Raw genomic sequence first — 21,989 nt, 5'->3', positions numbered from 1 at the left:
GGTTACGCCCCCGCCTTGGTGACGGCCGGTTCGTCGGTCAGCGTGGTCTGTTTTGGTACGTCGAGTTGGCCGGTCTCGTGGAATTCGAGCTGGCGCCGGCGGTTGGCGATGATGCCTTCGGGGCGGAAGCGCATCAGGAGGATGAGCGCGATGCCGAAGGCGAGGAGTGACTTCTCCTGGAGGAAGACGAGCTTCTCGGGGAGCAGGTAGAGCAGGGCCGCGCCGAGGAGCGGTCCGGCGACGGTGCCCATGCCGCCGAGGACGACCGCGGCCAGGAGGAACGCGGAGTTGGGCGGGGTGGAGCCGGCGAACTGGTACGGCGTGGGGACCACGCTGTAGGTGACGTGGGCGCTGACGGTGCCGGCGAGGCCGGCGAGGGCGGCGCCGAGGGCGAAGGCGATGAGCTTGACGCGGAAGCCGTTGATGCCCATGGCGGTGGCGGCGGTCTCGTCCTCGCGGATGGCGATCCAGGAGCGGCCGATGCGGGAGTCGGCGGCGCGGGTGTAGACGAGGACCACGATGGCCATGATCAGGACCATCAGCAGGTAGTAGTTGGCGAACCGGCCGAGGGTGAACCCGCCGATGTCGTGGGCCTGCCCGAAGTTGAACCCGAAGAGGTTCAGGTCGGGGATGGAGGGGATGCCGTTGGGGCCGTTGGTGACGTCGGGTCCGGACTGGCCGTCCATGTTGTTGACGGCGATGCGGAAGATCTCTCCGAAGCCGAGGGTGACGATGGCGAGGTAGTCGCCGCGCAGCCGCAGGGTCGGGGCGCCGATGAGGACGCCGAAGACCAGGGAGGCGGCGGCGCCGGCCAGGGCGGAGGCCCAGAAGGGCAGGTGGACGCCGGAGATGGTGGAGAACTCGGAGCCGGAGACGAGGGCGGCGGTGTAGGCGCCGACGCCGAGGAAGGCGACGTATCCGAGGTCGAGGAGTCCGGCGAGGCCGACGACGATGTTCAGGCCGAGGGCCACGGTCCCGAAGATCAGGATGTTGACGCCGATGTTGGCGTAGTGGTCGTCGGTCTGGGTGAAGGGGAAGGCGATGGCCGCGGCGAAGCCCATGGCGAGGGTGAAGCTGCGGTTGGCGGCGACGAGCGCGGAGAAGCGGTCGAGGAGGCCGGCGGTGTGCAGTGCCCAGATGGCGAAGACGACGACGAAGAGGTAGCCGACGAAGAGTTCGCCGTACTCGGTGTCGATGCCGTAGGTGAAGACGCCGAGGCCGATGATCGTGACGACCGTGATGACGGCTCGCTGCACCCAGGGCGCGACGGCCTGGGGGGCGGTGATCAGCTCGGGCTTGGCGACGTAGGCCTTGAGGGCTTCCTTGGTGCCGTCGCCGGCGTGCTCCTGCGGGAGGGCGAAGGCGCCGAGGACGGGCAGCAGGGAGGCGACGGCCGCGATCCAGCCGCCGGGTTCGAGGTTGACGACACCGCCGAGTTCGGCGCTGATGGCGATGACGGTGAACCAGGTGACGGCGAATCCGCCGAGCGCGGTGAGGACGAGCGGAGCGTTGTTGCGGGCGGGCAGCAGCCAGCCGAGGCCGCGGATGCCGTACGAGGCGAGCGCGTACAGCGTGGTGAGGAGCCCGGCGGTGAAGGTGAGCCACTGCAGGCCGCCGGGGTAGCCGTTGATGGTGAGGTCGCCGGGGAACTCGGAGGTCCAGGTCCAGGCGAGGAAGGCGGAGGCCGCGGTGGCGATGCCGCCGCCGAGGAGCAGGGCGCGGGCGGCCGCCAGGGGCAGGGGTATGAGGCCGCGCGGGGCGGGCGGCGCGGGGGTGGCGTCCGGGGCGGGGGTCTTGGTCGTCTCGGTCATGTGATCACGCCCTGTCCGCGACGCGCTCGCCGAGCAGGCCCTGTGGCCTGAAGAGGAGCACGAGGATGAGGAGGCAGAAGGCCCACACGTTCGCCCAGCTCTGGCCGCCGAGCTGCTGCATGCCGGGGATCTCGTCGATGTAGGCGGAGGCGAGGGTCTCGGCGATGCCGAGGACGATGCCGCCGAGCATGGCGCCGTAGATGTTGCCGATGCCGCCGAGGACGGCCGCGGTGAAGGCCTTGAGGCCCATCAGGAAGCCCATGCGGTAGTCGACGTTGCCGTACTTGAGTCCGTAGGCGACGGCGGCGACGGCGGCGAAGAAGCCGCCGATGGCGAAGGCGATGACGATGATGCGGTTGGTGTCGATGCCCATGAGCTGCGCGGTGTCGGGGTCCTGCGCGGTGGCCTGCATGGCGCGGCCGGTGCGGCTGCGGCGCACGAAGAAGGCGAGGGCGGCCATGCAGATGACGGCGGCGAGGATGAGGAAGATGTCGGCGTCCTTGATGGTGACGGAGCCGATCTCGTGGGTGGCGTCGAGGCCCGGGAAGGCGCGGGCGCGGTCGGCGCCGGGGTAGAAGTTGCGCACGACCTCCTGGAGGGCCAGGGAGAGGCCGATGGCCGTGATGAGCGGTGCCAGGCGTGGTGCTCCGCGCAGGGGCCGGTAGGCGAACCGTTCCGCTCCGACGGCTATGAGGATGGCCACGAGGGCGCCGCCGAGGAGCATCAGGGGTACGGCGAGAGCCATCGAGGTGCCGTCGGGCAGGATGTAGAAGTAGACCGTGAGGGCGCCGAACGCCCCGGTCATGAAGATCTCGCCGTGCGCGAAGTTGATGAGCTGGACGATGCCGTACACCATCGTGTAGCCGATGGCGATCAGCCCGTACATCGAGCCGAGAAGCAGCCCGTTGGCCAGCTGCTGCGGCAGGGTGTTCACCGCATGGCCTCCATGTCGCTGGTGGTCGTGTGCACTGGATGCGTGCGTGGTCGCGTGCTGTGTGGGGGTGTGAAAACGGGCCGCGCGGTCGGGGTCGTCCTCCCGCGCGGCCCGTGGTGCGGCTATGGGGGGGCCGGGATTACTGCAGGTCGGCGGTGCCGGTCTCGACGGCCTTCCAGGCGCCCTTCTCGACCTGGTACACCGTGAGCTGCTTGTTGGTGGTGTCGCCGTACTGGTCGAAGGCGATCTTGCCGGTGAGGCCTTCGAAGTCGGACTTCTGGACACCGTCGACGACCTTGGAGCGCAGGTCGTTGATGTCGCTGGGCACCTTGCCGCCGTTGGCGTCGGCCGCGGCCTTCACGGCCTTGATGATGGCGGTGGTGGCGTCGTAGGCGTAGGCACCGTAGGCGCCGTAGTCGCCCTTGTAGCCCTTGTCCTTGTAGGTCTGGATGAACTGCTTGGCGGCGGGCAGGGTGTCGGCGGGGACACCGATCGCCGTGGCGAGGTCACCCTCGGAGGACTTGCCGGCGGCCTCGATGTAGGTGGAGGCGAACATGCCGTCGCCGCCGAACAGCGGGATCTTGACGCCGGCGTCCTTGAGCTGCTTGGTGATCAGCGCGGACTCGTCGTACTGGCCGCCGTAGTAGAGCAGGTCGGCACCGGAGTTCTTGATCTTGGTGACGAGGGAGCCGAAGTCCTTGTCGCCGGTGTTGACGTGGTCGGTGCCGACGACCTTGCCGCCGAGCTTCTTGTACTGCTCGGCGAAGATCTTCGCGAGGCCGGCGCCGTAGGTCTGCTTGTCGTCGACGACGAAGGCCTTCTTCTTCTTGAGGCCGTTGAACGCGTAGCCGGCGGCGAAGCTGCCCTGCAGCTCGTCGGTGGTGGCGGTGCGGAAGTAGGTCTTGAACGGGCGCTTCTTGTCCGTCTGCCAGTTCTTGCCCTGGGTCAGCTCCGGGTTGGTGTTCGCCGGGGAGATCTGGACCATGTTGGCCGAGGCGAAGACCTGCTGCATCGTCTGGGCGACGCCGGAGTTCAGCGGGCCGACGGCGCCGACGGCCGTTTTGTCGCCGACGATGTTGGTGGCGTTGGACTGTCCGGTCGCGGGCTGCGCCTTGTCGTCCAGGGCCCTGAGCTTGAACTTCACGCCCGGGACCCAGTTGTTCTTGTTGGCGTCGTCGACGGCTATCTGGGCGCCGTACTGGATGCCGAGGCCGGTGGTGGAGTTCTCACCGGAGAGGGGGGCGTCGACGCCGATGGTCAGTGTCGTGCTGCTCCCGCCGTCTCCGCCCTTGTCACCGCTGTCGTCTCGGGAACCGCAGGCGGTGAGAGTCAGAGCTCCGGTCGTGAGAACGGAGGTAAGAATCACCAAGGAACGCTGTCGCACAATCAGTCCTTTCACAGGCAGGCCCCGCCCTGGTCGGGGGGTGAGTGCCGCGCTGGTACCGAACTCCCGATGTGGAGCGGTGACTGGCCGTGACTCTAAGCCCGGGGTAAGGGCAGGGTCAGTGGTGCGGGCTCGCTTGTGACTTTCTTGTTATGACGGGGTGGATGTCCGCTCTCGGCGATGGACCCTCTCGGCGGGTTTGGTGGTTTTTCGCCGAAGTCCGCATTCTGAGAACGCGCACTTCCGGTTGGCCGTGGCTGAGATCGTGTGCCGCCCGGGCCGCTGGCCACGCGGACAAGATCGGAAAGGCTCCGGGAGCGGACGCGGCCGAAGGGGGAAATCGTGGTGTTGTATTGCGCGCGCGTTACGGAGCGTTACGTAGAGAAATGGCGGGGCGGCGAGATCACCGATCGCCATACCAACGAAAACGGCTTTTTTCCCACTCCCGTGGACGCCGGGGAGGGAGCAGGAGGAACGCCCCGCCGCTTCGGGGTCGGACCCGGTGCGGCGGGGCGTTCGGCGGTCGTGCGGCCGGTGTCGGCTACGGCAGCTGTGTGAAGGGCGCGAGGAACGCGCGGGCGCCGGGGGTGTCCAGACGGTACGTCACATTGGTTGCGTAGCAGGGCGTGTCACCGGTGATGGTGGTGGCGGCGAGGACCCGCTTGCCGCCCAGCGTCGCGAAGTTGGGGCCGCCCGAATCGCCGTAGCAGGCACCGCCGTTGCCCTGCGGCGCGGTCATCGCGAGGCGGGCCCAGGAGTCGTTGAGGGCGTTGAAGGTGACGGGCGCCTTCATGCGGACGCCGCCGCCGGGGTGGGTGTGGCCGCCGGGGCCGTTGACGGCCTCCTGGGTGCCGTATCCGGCGACGACCCAGTCGGTGGCGCTCAGGCCCTGCGGCCCGAGCCTGCCGAGCTGGTCGGCGGTGGGCAGGGCGGCCGGGGTGAAGTTCCAGCGGGCCTTCACTGCGGCGGCGGACAGCTGGATCACCGAGATGTCGTGGGTGTCGGACGCGGGTCCCGGGTAGTCGGGGTGCGAGTGGGCGGTGCCCGGGACGGCGACGGCGGCGGCCTGCGCGGCGGGGTCGCCGGGGTGCTTCTTCGCCGCCGCGTCGAGCCCGGCCTGCACGTCCTGGTCCAGGGACACGAAGAAGCGCACGTTGTCGGGCCAGTCGGTGGTGCAGTGCGCGGCGGTCAGGAAGGTGTCCCGGTCGATCATGGTGCCGGAGCAGACCCAGTCGACCCGGTCGGGGGTCGCGGCGTCGCCGTCGTCGTCCCAGGTGGCCACCAGCGCGCCCACTTCGGTGCGTTCGGGGGCGGGCGTGGCGTTGTAGGAGTTGATGGCGGAGGACGGCAGCGCGGTGGCGAGCACGGCGGCGCTGGCCGCGGCGATGACGGCGATGGCGCGTACGGAGGTCAAGAGAAACCCTTCTGGGGGTGGGACGGGCCTTCTCCTGTGGGGGTGGAGCGTCAGTGAAGCGCCCGGCGGCGGCCGCGACAAGAGCACGGCCGCCCCTCCAGGGTTTTCCCTACGTCGGTCAGCTCGCCGAGCGGACGAATTCCTCGTCGCCCGGCTTCACGTCGCGCAGCAGACAGGTCAGCCGGGCCGTGCACACCCGCTTGTCGTCCTCGTCCGTGATGACGATCTCGTAGGTGGCGGTCGTGCGGCCCCGGTGCACGGGGGTGGCCACGCCGGTGACCACGCCGGAGCGGGCCCCGCGGTGGTGCGTGCAGTTCAGGTCGACGCCCACGGCGATCCTGGAGCTGCCGCCGTGCAGCATCGAGCCCACCGAGCCGAGCGTCTCGGCCAGCACCGCGGAGGCCCCGCCGTGCAGCAGCCCGTAGGGCTGGGTGTTGCCCTCCACCGGCATCGTCCCGACGACCCGCTCCGCCGAGGCCTCGAGGATCTGCACGCCCATCCGGGTGCCGAGGTGGCCCGCGGAGAACAGGGCCGGGAGGTCCACGCCGAGTGCGGCGTACTCGTCGATGACCTCTTGCGGGAACTTCACGTGCTGCTGCTCACCCATGGGGCCCGGCTCCGTTCGTCCTGGTCGCTGCGGCTGCTCTACGCCTGAGCGAACGCTCAGTCGGTCGCCGATTGTTCCAGACGCACCACGACCGACTTGCTGGCCGGGGTGTTGCTGGTGTCCGCCGTGGCGTCCAGCGGCACCAGCACGTTGGTCTCCGGGTAGTAGGCGGCGGCACAGCCCCGGGCCGTCGGGTAGTGCACGACCCGGAAGCCCGGCGCCCTGCGCTCCACGCCGTCCCTCCACTCACCCACCAGGTCCACGTACGCCCCGTCCGCCAGCTTCAGGGCCCGGGCGTCCTCGGGGTTGACCAGCACCACCCGGCGGCCGCCCCGGATGCCCCGGTAGCGGTCGTCCAGGCCGTAGATCGTGGTGTTGTACTGGTCGTGCGAGCGCAGCGTCTGCAGCAGCAGGCGGCCCTCGGGCAGCTCCGGGTACTCCACGGGAGCGGCGGTGAAGTTGGCCTTGCCGGTGGCCGTCGGGAAGCGGCGCTCGTCACGCGGGGCGTGGGGGAGTGCGAAACCCCCGGGGCGGCCGGCCGAACCCGTCACGCGCGCGTTGAAGTCCTCGAACCCGGGGATCACGCGCGCGATGCGGTCCCGGATCGTCGCGTAGTCCTTCTCGAACTCCTCCCAGGGCGTGCGGCTGTTCTCGCCCAGCACCCGGCGGGCCAGGCGGCACACGATGGCCGGCTCCGACAGCAGGTGCTCACTCGCGGGCTCCAGGCGGCCCCGGGAGGCGTGCACCATGCCCATCGAGTCCTCCACCGTCACGAACTGCTCGCCGCCGCCCCGCACATCGCGCTCCGTGCGGCCGAGCGTCGGCAGGATCAGCGCCCGCGCGCCGGTGACCACGTGCGAGCGGTTCAGCTTCGTCGACACGTGCACGGTCAGCCGGGCCCGCCGCACGGCCGCCTCGGTGACCTCCGTGTCCGGCGATGCCGAGACGAAGTTGCCGCCCATCGCGAAGAAGACCTTCGCCTCGCCGTCGCGCAGCGCGCGGATCGCCCGTACGACGTCGTAGCCGTGCTCGCGCGGGGGCGCGAAGCCGAACTCCCGCTCCAGCGCGTCCAGGAACGCCGGGGCGGGGCGTTCGAAGATGCCCATCGTGCGGTCGCCCTGCACGTTCGAATGCCCCCGCACCGGGCACACGCCCGCGCCCGGGCGGCCGATGTTGCCGCGCAGCAGCAGGAAGTTGACGACCTCCCGGATCGTGGGCACGGAGTGCTTGTGCTGGGTGAGGCCCATCGCCCAGCACACGATGGTCCGCTCGGAGGCGAGGACCAGGGCGAGGGCCTGGTCGATCTCCTCGCGGGTCAGGCCCGTCGCCCTGAGCGTCTCGTCCCAGTCGGCGGCGCGGGCGGCCTCGGCGAACTCCCCGAAGCCGTGCGTGTGCTCCCGCACGAACGCCTCGTCGACGGCGCCCTCCCGCTCCAGGATCAGCTTGTTCAGGAGGCGGAACAGCGCCTGGTCGCCGCCGATGCGGATCTGCAGGAACAGGTCCGTGAGCGCGGCGCCCCTGAGCATGCCCTGCGGGGTCTGCGGGTTCTTGAAGCGCTCCAGGCCCGCCTCGGGCAGCGGGTTGACGCTGATGATCCGCGCCCCGTTGGCCTTGGCCTTCTCCAGGGCGGAGAGCATCCGCGGGTGGTTCGTGCCGGGATTCTGGCCGGCGACGATGATCAGATCCGCCTGGTACAGGTCCTCCAGCAGGACGCTGCCCTTGCCGATGCCGATGGTCTCCGACAGGGCCGAGCCGGACGACTCGTGGCACATGTTCGAGCAGTCGGGCAGGTTGTTCGTGCCGAGCTCGCGGGCGAAGAGCTGGTAGAGGAACGCGGCCTCGTTGCTGGTGCGGCCCGAGGTGTAGAAGACGGCCTCGTCGGGGGAGCCGAGGGCGGCGATCTCCTCGCCGATGATGTCGAAGGCGCGCTCCCAGGTGACCGGCTCGTAGTGCGTGCCGCCCTCCGGGAGGTACATGGGGTGGGTGAGGCGGCCCTGCTGGCCGAGCCAGTAACCGCTGCGGCCGGCCAGGTCGGCGACCGGGTGGGCGGCGAAGAACTCCGGCGTGACCCGGCGCAGCGTGGCCTCCTCCGCGACCGCCTTCGCGCCGTTCTCGCAGAACTCCGCCCTGTGCCGGTGCTCCGGCTCGGGCCAGGCGCAGCCCGGGCAGTCGAAGCCGTCCTTCTGGTTCACGCTCAGCAGCGTCAGCGCCGTGCGCCTGACGCCCATCTGCCGCTGGGCGACGCGCAGGGTGTGCCCGATCGCGGGGAGCCCCGCTGCCGCGTGCTTCGGCCCGGCGACCTGGGGCGTGTCCTGGACCGGATCACTCTTGGGCGGCTTCGACGCCATCGCACGCTCCCCTTCGACTGCGCTGTGAGGTACGTCTCCGATCCTCGCACGGGGCGGTGACACGGGGTGAGGGCGGTCGGGACCGGAGCCGGGCCTCGGCGTCGGCTCGGCACGGCACCGCTCGGCTCGGCACGGCACGGCCGGGGGCGGGATCGAGTGTCAGTGGGGCGTGGCAGGATCGGGGGCGTGGCAGAGACAGCATCGAAGACGACCGACACGACCTCCGGCGGCAGCCGTCCGCGACTGATGCTCATGGACGGGCACTCGCTGGCCTACCGCGCGTTCTTCGCGCTGCCCGCGGAGAACTTCACGACCGCGACGGGCCAGCCGACGAACGCGATCTACGGCTTCGCGTCGATGCTGGCGAACACGCTGCGCGACGAGGCGCCCACGCACTTCGCGGTCGCCTTCGACGTCTCCCGCAAGACCTGGCGCTCCCAGGAGTTCACGGAGTACAAGGCGAACCGCTCCAAGACCCCGGACGAGTTCAAGGGCCAGGTCGAGCTGATCTGCGAGCTCCTCGACGCGATGGGCGCCGCCCGCTTCGCCGTGGACGGCTTCGAGGCGGACGACGTCATCGCCACGCTCGCCACGCAGGCCGAGGCCGAGGGCTTCGAGGTGCTGATCGTCACCGGCGACCGGGACTCGTTCCAGCTGGTCAGCGAGCACACGACCGTCCTGTACCCGACCAAGGGCGTCTCCGAGCTGACCCGCTTCACCCCGGAGAAGGTCTTCGAGAAGTACGGGTTGACGCCCGCCCAGTACCCCGACTTCGCGGCCCTGCGCGGCGACCCCTCCGACAACCTCCCCGGCATCCCAGGCGTCGGCGAGAAGACCGCCGCGAAGTGGATCAACCAGTTCGGTTCCTTCGCCGAGCTCGTCGAGCGCGTGGACGAGGTCAAGGGCAAGGCCGGGCAGAACCTCCGCGACCACCTCGAAGCGGTCAAGCTCAACCGCCGCCTCACCGAGCTGGAGCGCCGGGTCGAGCTGCCCAAGGGAGTCAGGGAGCTGGAGCGGGCCCCGTACGACCGCAAGGCCGTCGCGACGGTCCTGGACACCCTGGAGATCCGCAACCCCTCGCTGCGCGAGCGGCTCTTCGCCGTCGACCCCGGCGCCGAGGAGGCCGAGACCACCCCGATCAGCACGGAGGGCGTGCAGCTGGACGGCACGGTGCTCTCCACCGGCGAGCTGACCGCCTGGCTCACCGAGCACGCCACCGGGCCCCTCGGCGTCGCCACGGTGGACACCTGGGCGCTCGGCACCGGCTCCGTCGCTGAGGTCGCCCTGGCCGCGCCCGGCGGACCGGCCGCCTGGTTCGACCCCTCGCAGCTGGACGAGGCCGACGAGACGGCCTTCGCGGCCTGGCTCGCCGACGCCGAGCGCCCCAAGGTCTTCCACGACGCCAAGGGCGCCATGCGCGTCTTCGCCGAGCACGGCTGGAGCGTCGAGGGCATCACCATGGACACCGCGCTCGCTGCCTACCTGGTCAAGCCGGGCCGCCGCTCCTTCGACCTGGACGCGCTGTCCCTGGAGTACCTGCACCGCGAGCTCGCCCCCGCCGCCACGGCCGACGGCCAGCTCGCCTTCGGTGCGGACGACGCCGCCGAGGCCGAGGCCCTGATGATCCAGGCCCGGACCGTCCTCGACCTGGGCCAGGCCTTCGAGAGCCGCCTGGAGGAGGTCGGCGCCGCGGACCTGCTGCGCGACATGGAGTTGCCCACGTCCGCGCTGCTCGCCCGCATGGAGCGGCACGGCATCGCGGCCGACCGGTCCCACCTGGAGGCCATGGAGCAGATGTTCGCCGGCGCCGTCCAGCAGGCGGTGAAGGAGGCCCACGCGGCGGCGGGCCACGAGTTCAACCTGGGATCGCCCAAGCAGCTCCAGGAGGTCCTCTTCGGCGAGCTGGCCCTGCCCAAGACCAAGCGCACCAAGACCGGCTACACCACGGACGCGGACGCACTCGCCTGGCTGGCCGGCCAGACCGACAACGAACTGCCGGTGATCATGCTCCGCCACCGCGAGCAGGCCAAGCTCCGTGTCACCGTCGAGGGCCTGATCAAGACCATCGCCGCGGACGGCCGGATCCACACCACGTTCAACCAGACGGTCGCCGCCACCGGCCGCCTCTCCTCGACGGACCCGAACCTCCAGAACATCCCGGTCCGCACCGACGAGGGCCGCGCCATCCGCCGCGGCTTCGTCGTCGGCGAGGGCTTCGAGTCGCTGATGACGGCCGACTACAGCCAGATCGAGCTGCGCGTGATGGCCCACCTCTCCGAGGACGAGGGCCTGATCGAGGCGTTCACCTCCGGCGAGGACCTGCACACCACGGCCGCCGCCCAGGTCTTCGCGGTGGAGCCGGACGCGGTGGACGCCGAGATGCGCCGCAAGATCAAGGCCATGTCGTACGGCCTGGCCTACGGACTGTCCGCCTTCGGCCTCTCCCAGCAGCTGAACATCGAGGCGGCTGAGGCCCGCGCCCTGATGGACGCGTACTTCGAGCGGTTCGGCGGCGTGCGGGACTATCTGCGCCGGGCGGTCGACGAGGCCCGGGCGACGGGATACACGGCCACGCTCTTCGGACGCCGGCGCTACCTGCCCGACCTCAACAGCGACAACCGCCAGCGCCGCGAGGCCGCCGAGCGGATGGCCCTGAACGCGCCGATCCAGGGCACGGCGGCCGACATCGTCAAGATCGCCATGCTCAAGGTGGACAGCGCGCTGAAGGAGGCGGGTCTGTCCTCCCGCATGCTCCTCCAGGTGCACGACGAAATCGTCCTCGAAGTGGCCCCCGGCGAGCGGCCGGCCGCGGAGGAACTGGTCCGCCGTGAGATGGCGAACGCGGTGCGGCTCCGTGTGCCGCTGGGCGTCTCGGTGGGCGCGGGACCGGACTGGGAGTCGGCGGCGCACTAGCGACGTGCCAGGGCATCGAGGGCCGGCCTCGGCGGGGCCGCCGCCCTCGATGCCCTGGGGCACCTGTCCCGGAGCGCCGCCTCCAGCCTCACCGGCCCGTCACTCGCGTGGCCGACGAGAAGGCGCCCCGCTCCCGGGCCGTCGCAAGGATGCGGGCATGGGTATACGCACGCTCATCAGCCGCACGGCTCCTGGCGCGAATCTCCGCGCGGCGCTCCCGCCGGTCTTCCGCGCGGCGCTCCCGCCAATTTTCCGCGCGGCGCTCCCGCCGGTCTTGCGCGTGGCGTTCTCGCCGGTCCCGGTCGTCGCGGTCGACGCCAGTACCGTGCGCGTCCCGGCCGGTGCCTCCACGGTTCTGCGCCGCAGCGCGGTACGCCTCGGGCTACGCATGCCCCACGGCCGAAAGCCCGTCGCCGTGAGCCGGGCAGCGGCAGATGTCCGGCGGCGTCTGGCCCACGGCCGTAGGCCCATGGCCCTGCGCCACGCGTCGACGAACCTCCGGCGGCGCCTGGCCGGCGTCCGAGGCGCCCCCGACGGACCCGGCCGGCACTGACGGCCCTTCCCCTCCCACCGTCCCGGCGGACGCCGTACTGCGCACCGGTACGAAGTCCTCGGCGGACGCCGTACCGCGCACCGGCACCCAGCCCCCGGCGGACGCCGTACTGCGCGCGGGTACGAAGTCCTCGGCGGACGCCGTACTGCGCACGGGTACGAAGTCCTCGGCGGACGCCGTACTGCGCACGGGTACGAAGTCCTCGGCGGACGCCGTCCTGCGCACCGGTACGAAGCCCCCGGCGGACGCCGTACCGCGCACCGGCACCCAGCCCCTGGCCGACGCCGTACTCCGCACCCCCACCGCGCCCTCGGACGAGGCCGGGCGCCGTGCAGACACCGCCCCCACGGAGGCCACCCCTACGGACGCCGGGCACCGCCCCGGCACCCTCAGCGAACCGCCGAGCGGCTCGGTTCCTCGCCGACGTGTCCAGGGCCATCGCGGACCGGAGCCGGACGCCACGCCCTGACGGCCACGGCGTACAGCAGCAGCCCCGGGACGAGCCCCGCGCCCGCGCCGAAGCACACCGTCGGGACGATCTCCCACGGCTTGGCCGCCGACCCCCAGTAAGCCCACCACCGCAGCGCCCGCTGGACCGCCCCCACCAGGGCGAAACCGCCGATCACGGCCGCGGCCGCCCAGCGGTCCCCGGCCGACAGCACCGGAACGCCCGTCGGCTCGCCCCCCGGCATCCGGCGCAGCGCCCGCGTCACGAACACGATGATCACGACCGCGGCCACCGCCGAACCGCCGTACTGCAGGTACCAGTACAGCGGCGAGCCCGCCACCTCCCGCCCCAGCACCGGGAACATGCGCATCCCCCACCGGTCGAGATGCGTGAACGCGTCCCACACGACATGCGTCAGCGCCCCGAGCACCGCCGACCCGTACCACCACGCCACCAGCGACGGCCGCACCCGCGCGCGGGGCGCCCCGCACCGCACCAGCGTGGCCACCCGTCCCTGCCGGGCCCGCGGCAGCAGCGCCACCAGAGGCTCACGCAGGAGCAGCCACAGCCCCACCAGCGCCCAGGCGACCAGCACATCGACGGTGAACACACCGGGGAAGGAGTGCGTCACGTCCCCGAACTCCATCGCCCCGGGCAGGACACTCGCCGCGTAGTAGGTCATGTCGGGCGCGAAGGAACCCGCCACCAGCACCGCGGGCACCAGTCGGCCCCGGCCGCTCCCGTCGGTCCGCACGGCGGGCAGGACGGCTGCCGCATGGCTCAGCGTGAACGGCAACTCGGCTCCTCGGCGACGGTGTTCGGCTGGAGGATCACAGGGCCCTCAGTATGGGGGACGCCGTACGCCGGTACCTCGCGGTGCCCTCCACGTGGCCAACCGGTGAAAACCGGGCACGAACGGGTGTCTGCGCAAAGCAAGTTGTCGTAGGGTCGCCAGGGTCACCGTGCCGGGGTGGAGAGATGTCTTCCGGAGGGCAACCACTCGGGCCGGTCGATCGTCACAACAGAGCGAACGCAACAGCAGTACGCGAACGCACCACACGGAGCGCAACAGACAGAGACGGGCGCTCGGGCGTCCACGGGAGGGGTTCACTCTATGGCGGCGCAATTCGGCAGGAGGCTGCGCAAGGGGGCGGCGACGACCGCCGTGGCCGCGGTGGCGGTCGCGGCCTTGTCCGCTTCCCAGGCTCCGGGCGTGAACGACCACGGCAGACAGACCGCCGCCGACGCCACCCCGTCGCCCGACGTGAACGCCTCCGACGGCAGCGCCACCGGCAACTCGCCGTACTACACGGACCTGCCGCCGCTGAAGAGCCCCAACCCGTCCCCGTCCACCGGACCGTCCCCGAGCGGCCGGGGCGAGACCGAGGCGGGCATTCCCGCCACCGTCCTCGACGCGTACAAGAAGGCCGAGGCCTCGCTGCGCGAGTCCAAGCCCGGCTGCAACCTGCCCTGGCAACTGCTCGCGGCCATCGGCCGGGTGGAGTCCGGTCAGGCCCGCGGCGGCCGGGTCGACGCCGAGGGCACCACGATCGGGAAGATCCTCGGCCCGCAGCTCGACGGCAACGGCTTCGCCCTCATCAAGGACACCGACAACGGCGCGTACGACGGCAACAGCGCGTACGACCAGGCCGTCGGTCCCATGCAGTTCATTCCGTCCACCTGGGCGTGGGCGGGCCGCGACGGCAACGCCGACGGCAAGAAGGACCCCAACAACATCTACGACGCCGCCCTCGCCGCCGGCCACTACCTCTGCCGCAACAACTGGGACCTGTCCGACCAGGACGACCTCGACAGGGCGATCCTCAGCTACAACAACTCGCGCGAGTACCTCAACCTCGTCATGAGGTGGCTGGAGTACTACCGCAAGGGCACGCACGAGGTTCCCGACGGCACGGGCACGCTGCCCGGCAACCGCAGCGACGGCGGCTCCGGCGCGAACCCCGACCCGTCCACGCCGTCCAGCCCCTCCACGCCGGGCACACCGGGCCGGGAAACCACCAAGCCGAAGCCCGGCCCCAAGCCGGAAAAGCCCGGGGGCGGCACGCCGCAGCCCAAGCCGCCCACCACCCCGCCCGGCTCGACGACCCCGCCGCCGTCGACGTCCCCCACGCCCACCGACACGGTGGACCACCTGGAGAACGCCGGAACGGCGAAGCTCACCGCCATGGCCGGCGACGCGTTCGCCCAGCGCATCAGCACCCGCGCCGAGACGAAGGCGGGCAAGGCCGTCGCCAAGGTCCGCGTTCGTTTCACGATCCTCGGCGACACGGACACCACCTTCACCGGCGGCGAGAGTGTGGCCACGGTCGCCACCAACAGTTCCGGCGTGGCCGTCGCGCCCGCCCTGCGGGCGGGAGAGAAGACGGGCGCCGTCACCATCCGGGCCACGGTCGTGGGCCGGGCGGTCGCGGGCCTCGACTACACGGCCACCGTCACCGAACGCGCCGCCGACAAGCTCACCCGCACCGGCGACGGAGCGCTGACCTGCGTGCCGGGCGGCGAGTTCGCGAGCCCGGTCCAGGTGAGGGCGACGTACCAGGGGGCCGTCGCCGACGATGTCGCCGCCACCGCCACCCTCGTCAAGTCGGCCGCCGACCCCACCGCCAACGACAAGGGCCCCTACTTCAAGGACGCCGCCGGCAAGCCCGTGCGCACCCTGGCGGGCCTGAAGACCGACGCGAAGGGCCTGCTGACGCTGCCCAAGCTGTACGCGGACGACACGACCGGCACGTTCCTGCTGCGCATCACCACCGCGGGCGGAGCGACCCTCACCGTCGAGCTGACGGTGGCGGCCGCGGAGACGTCCTCGCCGAGCCCTTCGGTCAGCCCGAGCGCGTAGCTCCCGGGTACGACGGACGGCGCCCCTCTTCTGCGCAGGGGCGCCGTTGTCCGTGCGGGCGGGCGTCGTGGTGCGTGCGACGTGTTCCCCTCTCCGCCGCGCGTTGCTACGGCGTCGAGAAGCCTGACGGTGTGTCAGCTCCGTCCGTGGGGAGGCCCCGCATGCGTGCTCTCGTCGCCGCCACCACCACCGGCCCCGCCGCCACGAAGGCCGAGGACCCGTCGCCGGTCACCGACTGAGCCGCGCGTTGGTGTGCCGCGTCGGCTCGGCCCCGGCCGGGTCCTCCGGCCACGGATGCTTCGGGTACCGGCCGCGCAGCTCCGCCCGTACGCCCTTGTAGCCGTCCCGCCAGAACGAGGCGAGATCGGCGGTGACGGCCACCGGTCGCCCGGCCGGGGACAGCAGATGCACGAGCAGGGGCACGCCGGCGACCCGGGGCGACTCCTGGAGGCCGAACATCTCCTGCAGCTTCACCGCGAGCACGGGCTGCTCGGGCCGCGCGTAGTCGATCCGGATCCGTGACCCGCTCGGCACGGTCATCCGCTCCGGTGCGAGTTCGTCGAGCCGTCCGGCCTCACCGGACGCCCACGGCAGCAGCCGGGCGAGCGCCTCCCCGGCGTCGATCCGCGCCAGATCCGCCCGCCGCCGGGCCCGGCTCAGCTCCGGCTCCAGCCACTCCTCCACACGCGCGTGGAGGGAATCGTCGGAGACGTCCGGCCAGGGGTCACCGAGACACAGCCGCAGGAACGCGAGCCGCTGCCGCAGCACCAGGGCCTCCGGTGACCACCGCAGCAGCCCGAACCCCTCCCGCCGCAGCCCCTCCAGCAGCGCACCGCGCACCAGCCCGGGATCGGCGTCCCGCAGCGCCCGCACGGTCAGCTCCACGGCCCCCAGCCGCTCCACCCTCCGCGCCACGACGTCCCCGCCGTCCCACCCGACCTCGTCCCGCTCGGCCAGCAGCGCCCCGGCCGCGAGCCGCGCCACGTCCTCGTCGACCACGGCCCCGAGCCGCACCCGCGCGTGCCCCTTCCCGACGGGCCGGTCCGCGACGGCGACCGCGATCCAGGGAACGCCCCGCAGCGCGCTCCCGTCACCGACCTCGGCACGAGTCCCTGAGACCATCAGGTACGACCCGCCGTCGCTTCTGGCGACGCGCTCGGGAAAGGCGAGAGCGGCGACGACCCCGGCCTGCCGCTCCTCCGGTGAGTTCGCCAGGGAAGGCGCGGAAGGACGCGAAGTGCCGGGCACGACACCCCGCAGCCGCCGCACCTCACCGCGCCACCGCGAGGAGTAGGCGTCACCCCCGCGCCGGGCCCGCCGCAACGCACCCGCCAGATCGTCCCCGTACTCCCGAGGAGCCTCCTCGCTCAACAGGGCGACGATCTCCGAGGCGCGCTCGGCTCCCACCAACGGCACGGAATCCACCAGGGCCCGCCCCAGCCGCGGATGCAGCCCCAGCCGGGCCAGAGCGACACCCCGCTCGGTGGCCCGCCCCGCGGCGTCCACCGCCCCCACCGCCCCCAGCACCTCCCGAGCCGCCGCCATGCCCCCGGCGGGCGGCGCGTCCAGCAGGGCCAGCCCTGACGCGTCCGGATCCCCCCAGCACGCCACCTGCAACGCGAACGCCGTCAGATCGGCCACCTTGATCTCCGGCGACGGATACCTCGGCAGGCGCGCGTCCTCGGCCTCCGCCCAGCAGCGGTACACCACGCCCGGCGCCTCACGCCCGGCCCGCCCCGCCCGCTGCCGCCCCGCCGCCCGCGACGCCCGCACGGTCGTCAGCGAGCTCAGCCCGCGCGCGTGGTCCACCCGCGGCTCACGCGCCAGCCCCGAGTCCACCACGACCCGCACCCCCGGCACCGTCAGCGACGACTCCGCGACCGACGTCGACAGCACCACCCGCCGCCGCTCCCCGGGGGCCAGCACGGCGTCCTGCACGGCCGCCGGGGCCCGCCCGTGCACCTGGAGCACGTCCACGCCGGCCGGCTCCCCGAGCTGAGCGGCGACCCGGGCGATCTCCCCGACGCCCGGCAGGAAGCACAGCACGTCCCCGTCCCGCTCGGCCAGCGCCCGCCGCACCACCGACGCCACGTGCGTCAGCAGCGCCGGATCGACCCGCATGCCGTGCGGCGGCCGTACCGGACGCGCCGGCGGCGCCCACACCACCTCGACCGGGTGAGCCGCCCCGTGCGCCTCGACCACCGGCGCGCCGCCCAGCAGGTCCGCCCAGCCCTCGGCGTCGGTCGTCGCCGACGCGGCCACCAGCCGCAGCTCCGGCCGCAGGGTGGCGCGCACGTCCCACAGGAACGCCGCCACAGTGTCCGCGTCCAGATGCCGCTCATGGCACTCGTCGAGCACCACCACGTCCACGCCGGCCAGCTCCTGGTCCCGCTGCACCCGCTGCACCAGCACACCGGTCGTGACGACCTCCACGCGCGTGTGCCGCCCGACGACGCGTTCCCCGCGCACGGTGTAGCCGACGCTCTCGCCGACCTTCTCGCCCAGCAGCCACGCCATCCGTCGCGCCGCCGCCCGGGCCGCGATCCGCCGCGGCTCGGCGACGATCACCCGCCGCCGGGGACCCTCCCCGAGCAGCCCCGCCAGGGCCAGCGGCACCAGGGTCGTCTTGCCGGTGCCCGGCGGCGCCACCAGGACGGCGGTGCCGTGCCCCGCCAGGGCGTCGTCCAGGGCGGGCAGGGCACCGCGTACGGGCAGGGCGTCCAGGGCGTCGTAACGGATCACGTTCCTCAGTGTCGTACGGCGCGGCAGCCGCCCCGCACGCGCGGGTGCCTCAGCCCCTGACTCGGCCTTCGGCCGGGGGCGCCCCCGCCTCGCTCCGCTCGCACACGAAGATCGCCGTGCCCGGGATCAGGTTCCCGCGCAGGGGCGACCAGCCGCCCCACTCGGAGGTGTTCCAGGCCGGCCACTCCGGCTCCACCAGGTCCACCAGCCGGAAGCCCGACGCGACGACGTCCCGGACGCGGTCGCCCAGGGTGCGGTGGTGCTCCACGTAGACCGCGCGGCCCTCCTCGTCCTGCTCGACGTAGGGCGTGCGGTCGAAGTACGAGCCCGACACCGACAGCCCTTCGGGGCCCGGCTCGTCCGGGAAGGCCCAGCGGATCGGGTGCGTCACCGAGAAGACGAGACGGCCACCGGGCCGCAGCACCCGGCGCACCTCGCGCAGCACCAGGCGCGGATCGGCGACGAAGGGCAGCGCCCCGTACGCGGAGCAGGCCAGGTCGAACGAGCCGTCCGCGAAGGGCAGCGCACCGGCGTCGGCGCACACCAGCGGGAACGTTTTGCCGATGCGCAGCGCGTGCTGCAGCTGCCGGTGCGAGATGTCCAGGGCCACCGGACGCGCCCCCTGGGCGGCCAGCCAGCGCGAGCACTGGGCGGCGCCTGCGCCGATCTCCAGCACGTCCCGGCCCTTCAGCTCCTCCGGCGGGCCGAGCAGCTCCGCCTCCACCTCGTCCAGGCCCTCGGGGCCCCACACGAAGCGGTCGTCGCCGAGGAACGTGCCGTGCTCGGTCTGGTACTCGTCCGCGTTGCGGTCCCACCAGCCACGGTTGGCGCGGGAGCTCTCCGAGACCCCGGCGGTACGCCGGGTGGCCTCGGGTTCGGACGCTTCGGGCTCTTGGATGATCGGCTCCCTCGTCGTACTCTTCCGTCCAGCCGGTCCCGGAGGTCACGAAGGGGTCGTCGCAGGGCCTACGTGGCCTCGAACGACACGACTTGTGCCGGGTATGCGGTGTTCCGCCCCGCGTGGGCGGCTTCGCGCATTGACCCTGCCCGGCTGCCCCCGTATGCTACAAGTTGCGCTGCGGGCCTGCGCACCTCAGACGTAGCAGGCTGCGCTCGCATCTGTATGTATGTCCCCTCGGTTGTCGAGGCGCCACCGATGTTGTGTGGCGCTTCCTTGGCTGTCCGGCTTCTGCAGAGCGAAACGGGCTCCCGGCGTAGCAGTACCTACGACTTCAATGTCCGTACCGGAGCCCTTTCCCACATGACGAGCAGCACCGAGACCACCGCCACCACCCCGCAGGTAGCGGTCAACGACATCGGTAACGAGGAAGCCTTCCTCGCCGCGATCGACGAGACGATCAAGTACTTCAACGACGGCGACATCGTCGACGGCGTCATCGTGAAGGTCGACCGGGACGAGGTCCTGCTCGACATCGGTTACAAGACCGAAGGCGTGATCCCGAGCCGCGAGCTCTCGATCAAGCACGACGTCGACCCCAACGAGGTCGTCGCCGTCGGTGACGAGATCGAGGCCCTCGTCCTTCAGAAGGAGGACAAGGAAGGCCGCCTGATCCTCTCGAAGAAGCGCGCCCAGTACGAGCGTGCCTGGGGCACCATCGAGAAGATCAAGGAAGAGGACGGGATCGTCACCGGTACCGTCATCGAGGTCGTCAAGGGTGGTCTCATCCTCGACATCGGCCTCCGTGGCTTCCTCCCGGCCTCCCTGGTCGAGATGCGCCGCGTCCGCGACCTCCAGCCCTACGTGGGCAAGGAGCTCGAGGCCAAGATCATCGAGCTGGACAAGAACCGCAACAACGTGGTCCTGTCCCGCCGTGCCTGGCTGGAGCAGACCCAGTCCGAGGTCCGCCAGACGTTCCTCACGACCCTCCAGAAGGGTCAGGTCCGTTCCGGCGTCGTCTCCTCGATCGTCAACTTCGGTGCCTTCGTGGACCTGGGTGGCGTCGACGGTCTGGTCCACGTCTCCGAGCTGTCCTGGAAGCACATCGACCACCCGTCCGAGGTTGTCGAGGTCGGCCAGGAAGTCACCGTCGAGGTCCTCGACGTGGACATGGACCGCGAGCGCGTCTCCCTGTCGCTGAAGGCGACCCAGGAAGACCCGTGGCAGCAGTTCGCCCGCACCCACCAGATCGGCCAGGTCGTGCCCGGCAAGGTCACGAAGCTGGTTCCGTTCGGTGCGTTCGTCCGCGTGGACGAGGGCATCGAGGGTCTGGTCCACATCTCCGAGCTGGCCGAGCGCCACGTGGAGATCCCGGAGCAGGTCGTCCAGGTCAACGACGAGATCTTCGTCAAGGTCATCGACATCGACCTCGAGCGCCGTCGCATCAGCCTCTCGCTGAAGCAGGCCAACGAGTCCTTCGGTTCCGACCCGGCCTCGGTCGAGTTCGACCCGACCCTGTACGGCATGGCCGCGTCCTACGACGACCAGGGCAACTACATCTACCCCGAGGGCTTCGACCCCGAGACCAACGACTGGCTCGAGGGGTACGAGAAGCAGCGCGAGGAGTGGGAGCGCCAGTACGCCGAGGCGCAGCAGCGCTTCGAGCAGCACCAGGCGCAGGTCATCAAGTCCCGCGAGGCGGACGAGAAGGCCGCTGCCGAGGGTGGCGAGGCCGCCGCTCCGGCCGCGTCCGGTGGCGGTTCGTACTCCTCCGAGGGCCCGGACAACTCCGGCGCGCTGGCCTCGGACGAGGCGCTCGCCGCGCTTCGCGAGAAGCTGGCCGGCGGCCAGAGCTGAACGCTCACTGAGCAGTAGCTCCTGACTGAGGGGCCGTACCTTCCGGGGTACGGCCCCTCGGTGTTGCCCGGGCCGCCACACCTCCGCCAAGATCGATGATCTTCTCCTCCGGGGAATGCCCGTACCCGCGACGGCGTTGTCCCGTGTGGACACGAGGAGGAGCGGTCACTGTGCTTGATCCGCAGGATTTGTACGCATGGGAGCCGAAGGGGCTGGCCGTCGTCGACATGGCGCTCGCCCAGGAGTCGGCCGGACTTGTCATGCTCTACCACTTCGACGGATACATCGACGCGGGCGAGACGGGCGACCAGATCGTCGACCGGCTGCTCGACTCGCTGCCCCATCAGGTCGTGGCCCGCTTCGACCACGACCGGCTCGTCGACTACCGCGCCCGCCGCCCGCTGCTGACGTTCAAGCGCGACCGCTGGAGCGACTACGAGGACCCCGCCATCGAGGTGCGGCTCGTCCAGGACGCCACCGGCGCCCCCTTCCTGCTGCTGTCCGGCCCGGAGCCGGACGTGGAGTGGGAGCGCTTCGCCGTCGCCGTGCGGCAGATCGTCGAGCGGCTCGGCGTCCGCCTCTCGGTCAACTTCCACGGCATCCCCATGGGCGTCCCGCACACCCGGCCGGTCGGCCTCACCCCGCACGGCAACCGCACCGACCTCGTCCCGGGCCACCGCAGCCCGTTCGAGGAGGCGCAGGTGCCCGGCAGCGCCGAGTCCCTCGTCGAGTACCGCCTGCTCCAGGCCGGCCATGACGTCCTGGGCGTCGCCGCGCACGTCCCGCACTACATCGCCCGCTCGCCCTACCCCGACGCGGCCCTGACGGTCCTGGAGGCCATCACGGCGGCGACCGGACTGGTCCTGCCCGGCATCGCCCACGCCCTGCGCTCGGACGCCCACCGCACCCAGACGGAGATCGACCGGCAGATCCGCGAGGGCGACGAGGACCTCACCGCCCTCGTCGAGGGCCTTGAGCACCAGTACGACGCCGTGGCCGGCGCCGAGACCCGCGGCAACATGCTCGCCGAGCCGGTGGACATCCCGTCGGCGGACGAGATCGGCCGGGAGTTCGAGAAGTTCCTGGCGGAACGAGAAGGCGACACCTGACCAGGAGGGCGGCAGCCCCCGCCAGAGGGGCGGGGAACTGCGCGACCAGCCCCACGACGCCGCACGACGGACACGAACGGGCACTCGGCACATGGCACCCTCCACCCGGCG

At 71.7% G+C, this 21,989-nt stretch carries 14 protein-coding genes; 5 read left to right on the top strand and 9 right to left on the bottom strand.

Going from position 1 to position 21,989, the window contains the following annotated elements; translation table 11 throughout:
- Positions 1-2: 2 nt before the first annotated feature.
- The 6 genes from ABTZ58_RS14485 to ABTZ58_RS14460 form a co-directional block, all read right to left on the bottom strand.
- A complete protein-coding gene (locus ABTZ58_RS14485) occupies positions 3-1,811 on the bottom strand; it encodes a branched-chain amino acid ABC transporter permease (protein WP_351355264.1) in 1,809 nt (602 codons plus the stop codon).
- Positions 1,812-1,815: 4 nt separating this feature from the next.
- Positions 1,816-2,745 (bottom strand): branched-chain amino acid ABC transporter permease, encoded by a 930-nt coding sequence (locus ABTZ58_RS14480; RefSeq protein ID WP_309096686.1) that lies wholly within the window; start codon positions 2,743-2,745, stop codon positions 1,816-1,818.
- 139 nt (positions 2,746-2,884) lie between these two features.
- Positions 2,885-4,114, bottom strand: coding sequence for a branched-chain amino acid ABC transporter substrate-binding protein (locus ABTZ58_RS14475; RefSeq protein WP_309096697.1), 1,230 nt, complete (start codon positions 4,112-4,114; stop codon positions 2,885-2,887).
- A 556-nt stretch (positions 4,115-4,670) separates the two neighbouring features.
- Complete coding sequence (locus ABTZ58_RS14470) at positions 4,671-5,543, bottom strand: trypsin-like serine protease (protein ID WP_351355259.1); 873 nt, start codon at positions 5,541-5,543, stop codon at positions 4,671-4,673.
- Positions 5,544-5,661: 118 nt separating this feature from the next.
- Positions 5,662-6,150: a PaaI family thioesterase gene (locus ABTZ58_RS14465; RefSeq protein WP_351355256.1), complete on the bottom strand. Its 489-nt coding sequence runs from the start codon at positions 6,148-6,150 to the stop codon at positions 5,662-5,664.
- Between the two features lie 56 nt (positions 6,151-6,206).
- Complete coding sequence (locus ABTZ58_RS14460) at positions 6,207-8,498, bottom strand: FdhF/YdeP family oxidoreductase (RefSeq protein WP_351355253.1); 2,292 nt, start codon at positions 8,496-8,498, stop codon at positions 6,207-6,209.
- Positions 8,499-8,684: 186 nt separating this feature from the next.
- Here ABTZ58_RS14460 and polA point away from each other — a divergent pair, with 186 nt between their 5' ends.
- Together polA and ABTZ58_RS14450 are read left to right on the top strand one after the other, a co-directional pair.
- On the top strand, positions 8,685-11,411 hold the full coding sequence (gene polA, locus ABTZ58_RS14455) for a DNA polymerase I (protein ID WP_351355250.1): 2,727 nt from the start codon (positions 8,685-8,687) through the stop codon (positions 11,409-11,411).
- Between the two features lie 434 nt (positions 11,412-11,845).
- The gene (locus ABTZ58_RS14450) at positions 11,846-12,433 is read left to right on the top strand and encodes a hypothetical protein (protein WP_351355247.1); all 588 of its coding nucleotides are present in this window, start codon (positions 11,846-11,848) and stop codon (positions 12,431-12,433) included.
- On the opposite strand, the gene ABTZ58_RS14445 is transcribed toward ABTZ58_RS14450, so the two are convergent.
- Positions 12,354-13,208 carry a DUF4184 family protein gene (locus ABTZ58_RS14445; protein WP_351355244.1) on the bottom strand — a complete coding sequence of 285 codons (855 nt, stop codon included), beginning with the start codon at positions 13,206-13,208 and terminating at the stop codon, positions 12,354-12,356. The genes ABTZ58_RS14450 and ABTZ58_RS14445 overlap by 80 nt on opposite strands.
- Before the next feature lie 318 nt (positions 13,209-13,526).
- On the opposite strand from ABTZ58_RS14445, the gene ABTZ58_RS14440 reads away from it, so the two are divergent.
- Complete coding sequence (locus tag ABTZ58_RS14440; RefSeq protein ID WP_351355241.1) at positions 13,527-15,272, top strand: lytic transglycosylase domain-containing protein; 1,746 nt, start codon at positions 13,527-13,529, stop codon at positions 15,270-15,272.
- 228 nt (positions 15,273-15,500) lie between these two features.
- Here the strand turns inward: ABTZ58_RS14440 and hrpB are convergent, their stop codons facing one another.
- Together hrpB and ABTZ58_RS14430 are read right to left on the bottom strand one after the other, a co-directional pair.
- Positions 15,501-18,014 (bottom strand): ATP-dependent helicase HrpB, encoded by a 2,514-nt coding sequence (gene hrpB / locus ABTZ58_RS14435; RefSeq protein WP_351355238.1) that lies wholly within the window; start codon positions 18,012-18,014, stop codon positions 15,501-15,503.
- A gap of 49 nt (positions 18,015-18,063) precedes the next feature.
- Positions 18,064-18,912 (bottom strand): class I SAM-dependent methyltransferase, encoded by an 849-nt coding sequence (locus ABTZ58_RS14430; RefSeq protein ID WP_351355632.1) that lies wholly within the window; start codon positions 18,910-18,912, stop codon positions 18,064-18,066.
- A gap of 363 nt (positions 18,913-19,275) precedes the next feature.
- Here ABTZ58_RS14430 and rpsA point away from each other — a divergent pair, with 363 nt between their 5' ends.
- Together rpsA and ABTZ58_RS14420 are read left to right on the top strand one after the other, a co-directional pair.
- Positions 19,276-20,769: a 30S ribosomal protein S1 gene (gene rpsA, locus ABTZ58_RS14425; RefSeq protein WP_351355235.1), complete on the top strand. Its 1,494-nt coding sequence runs from the start codon at positions 19,276-19,278 to the stop codon at positions 20,767-20,769.
- Between the two features lie 170 nt (positions 20,770-20,939).
- A complete protein-coding gene (locus tag ABTZ58_RS14420) occupies positions 20,940-21,878 on the top strand; it encodes a PAC2 family protein (protein ID WP_351355232.1) in 939 nt (312 codons plus the stop codon).
- The last annotated feature ends 111 nt before the right edge of the window (positions 21,879-21,989 follow it).

Source organism: Streptomyces sp. NPDC094143, from assembly GCF_040303825.1.
Lineage (GTDB): Bacteria > Actinomycetota > Actinomycetes > Streptomycetales > Streptomycetaceae > Streptomyces.
Note: the sequence above shows the minus strand (reverse complement) of the source record. Positions and strands in the feature narration are given on the sequence as shown.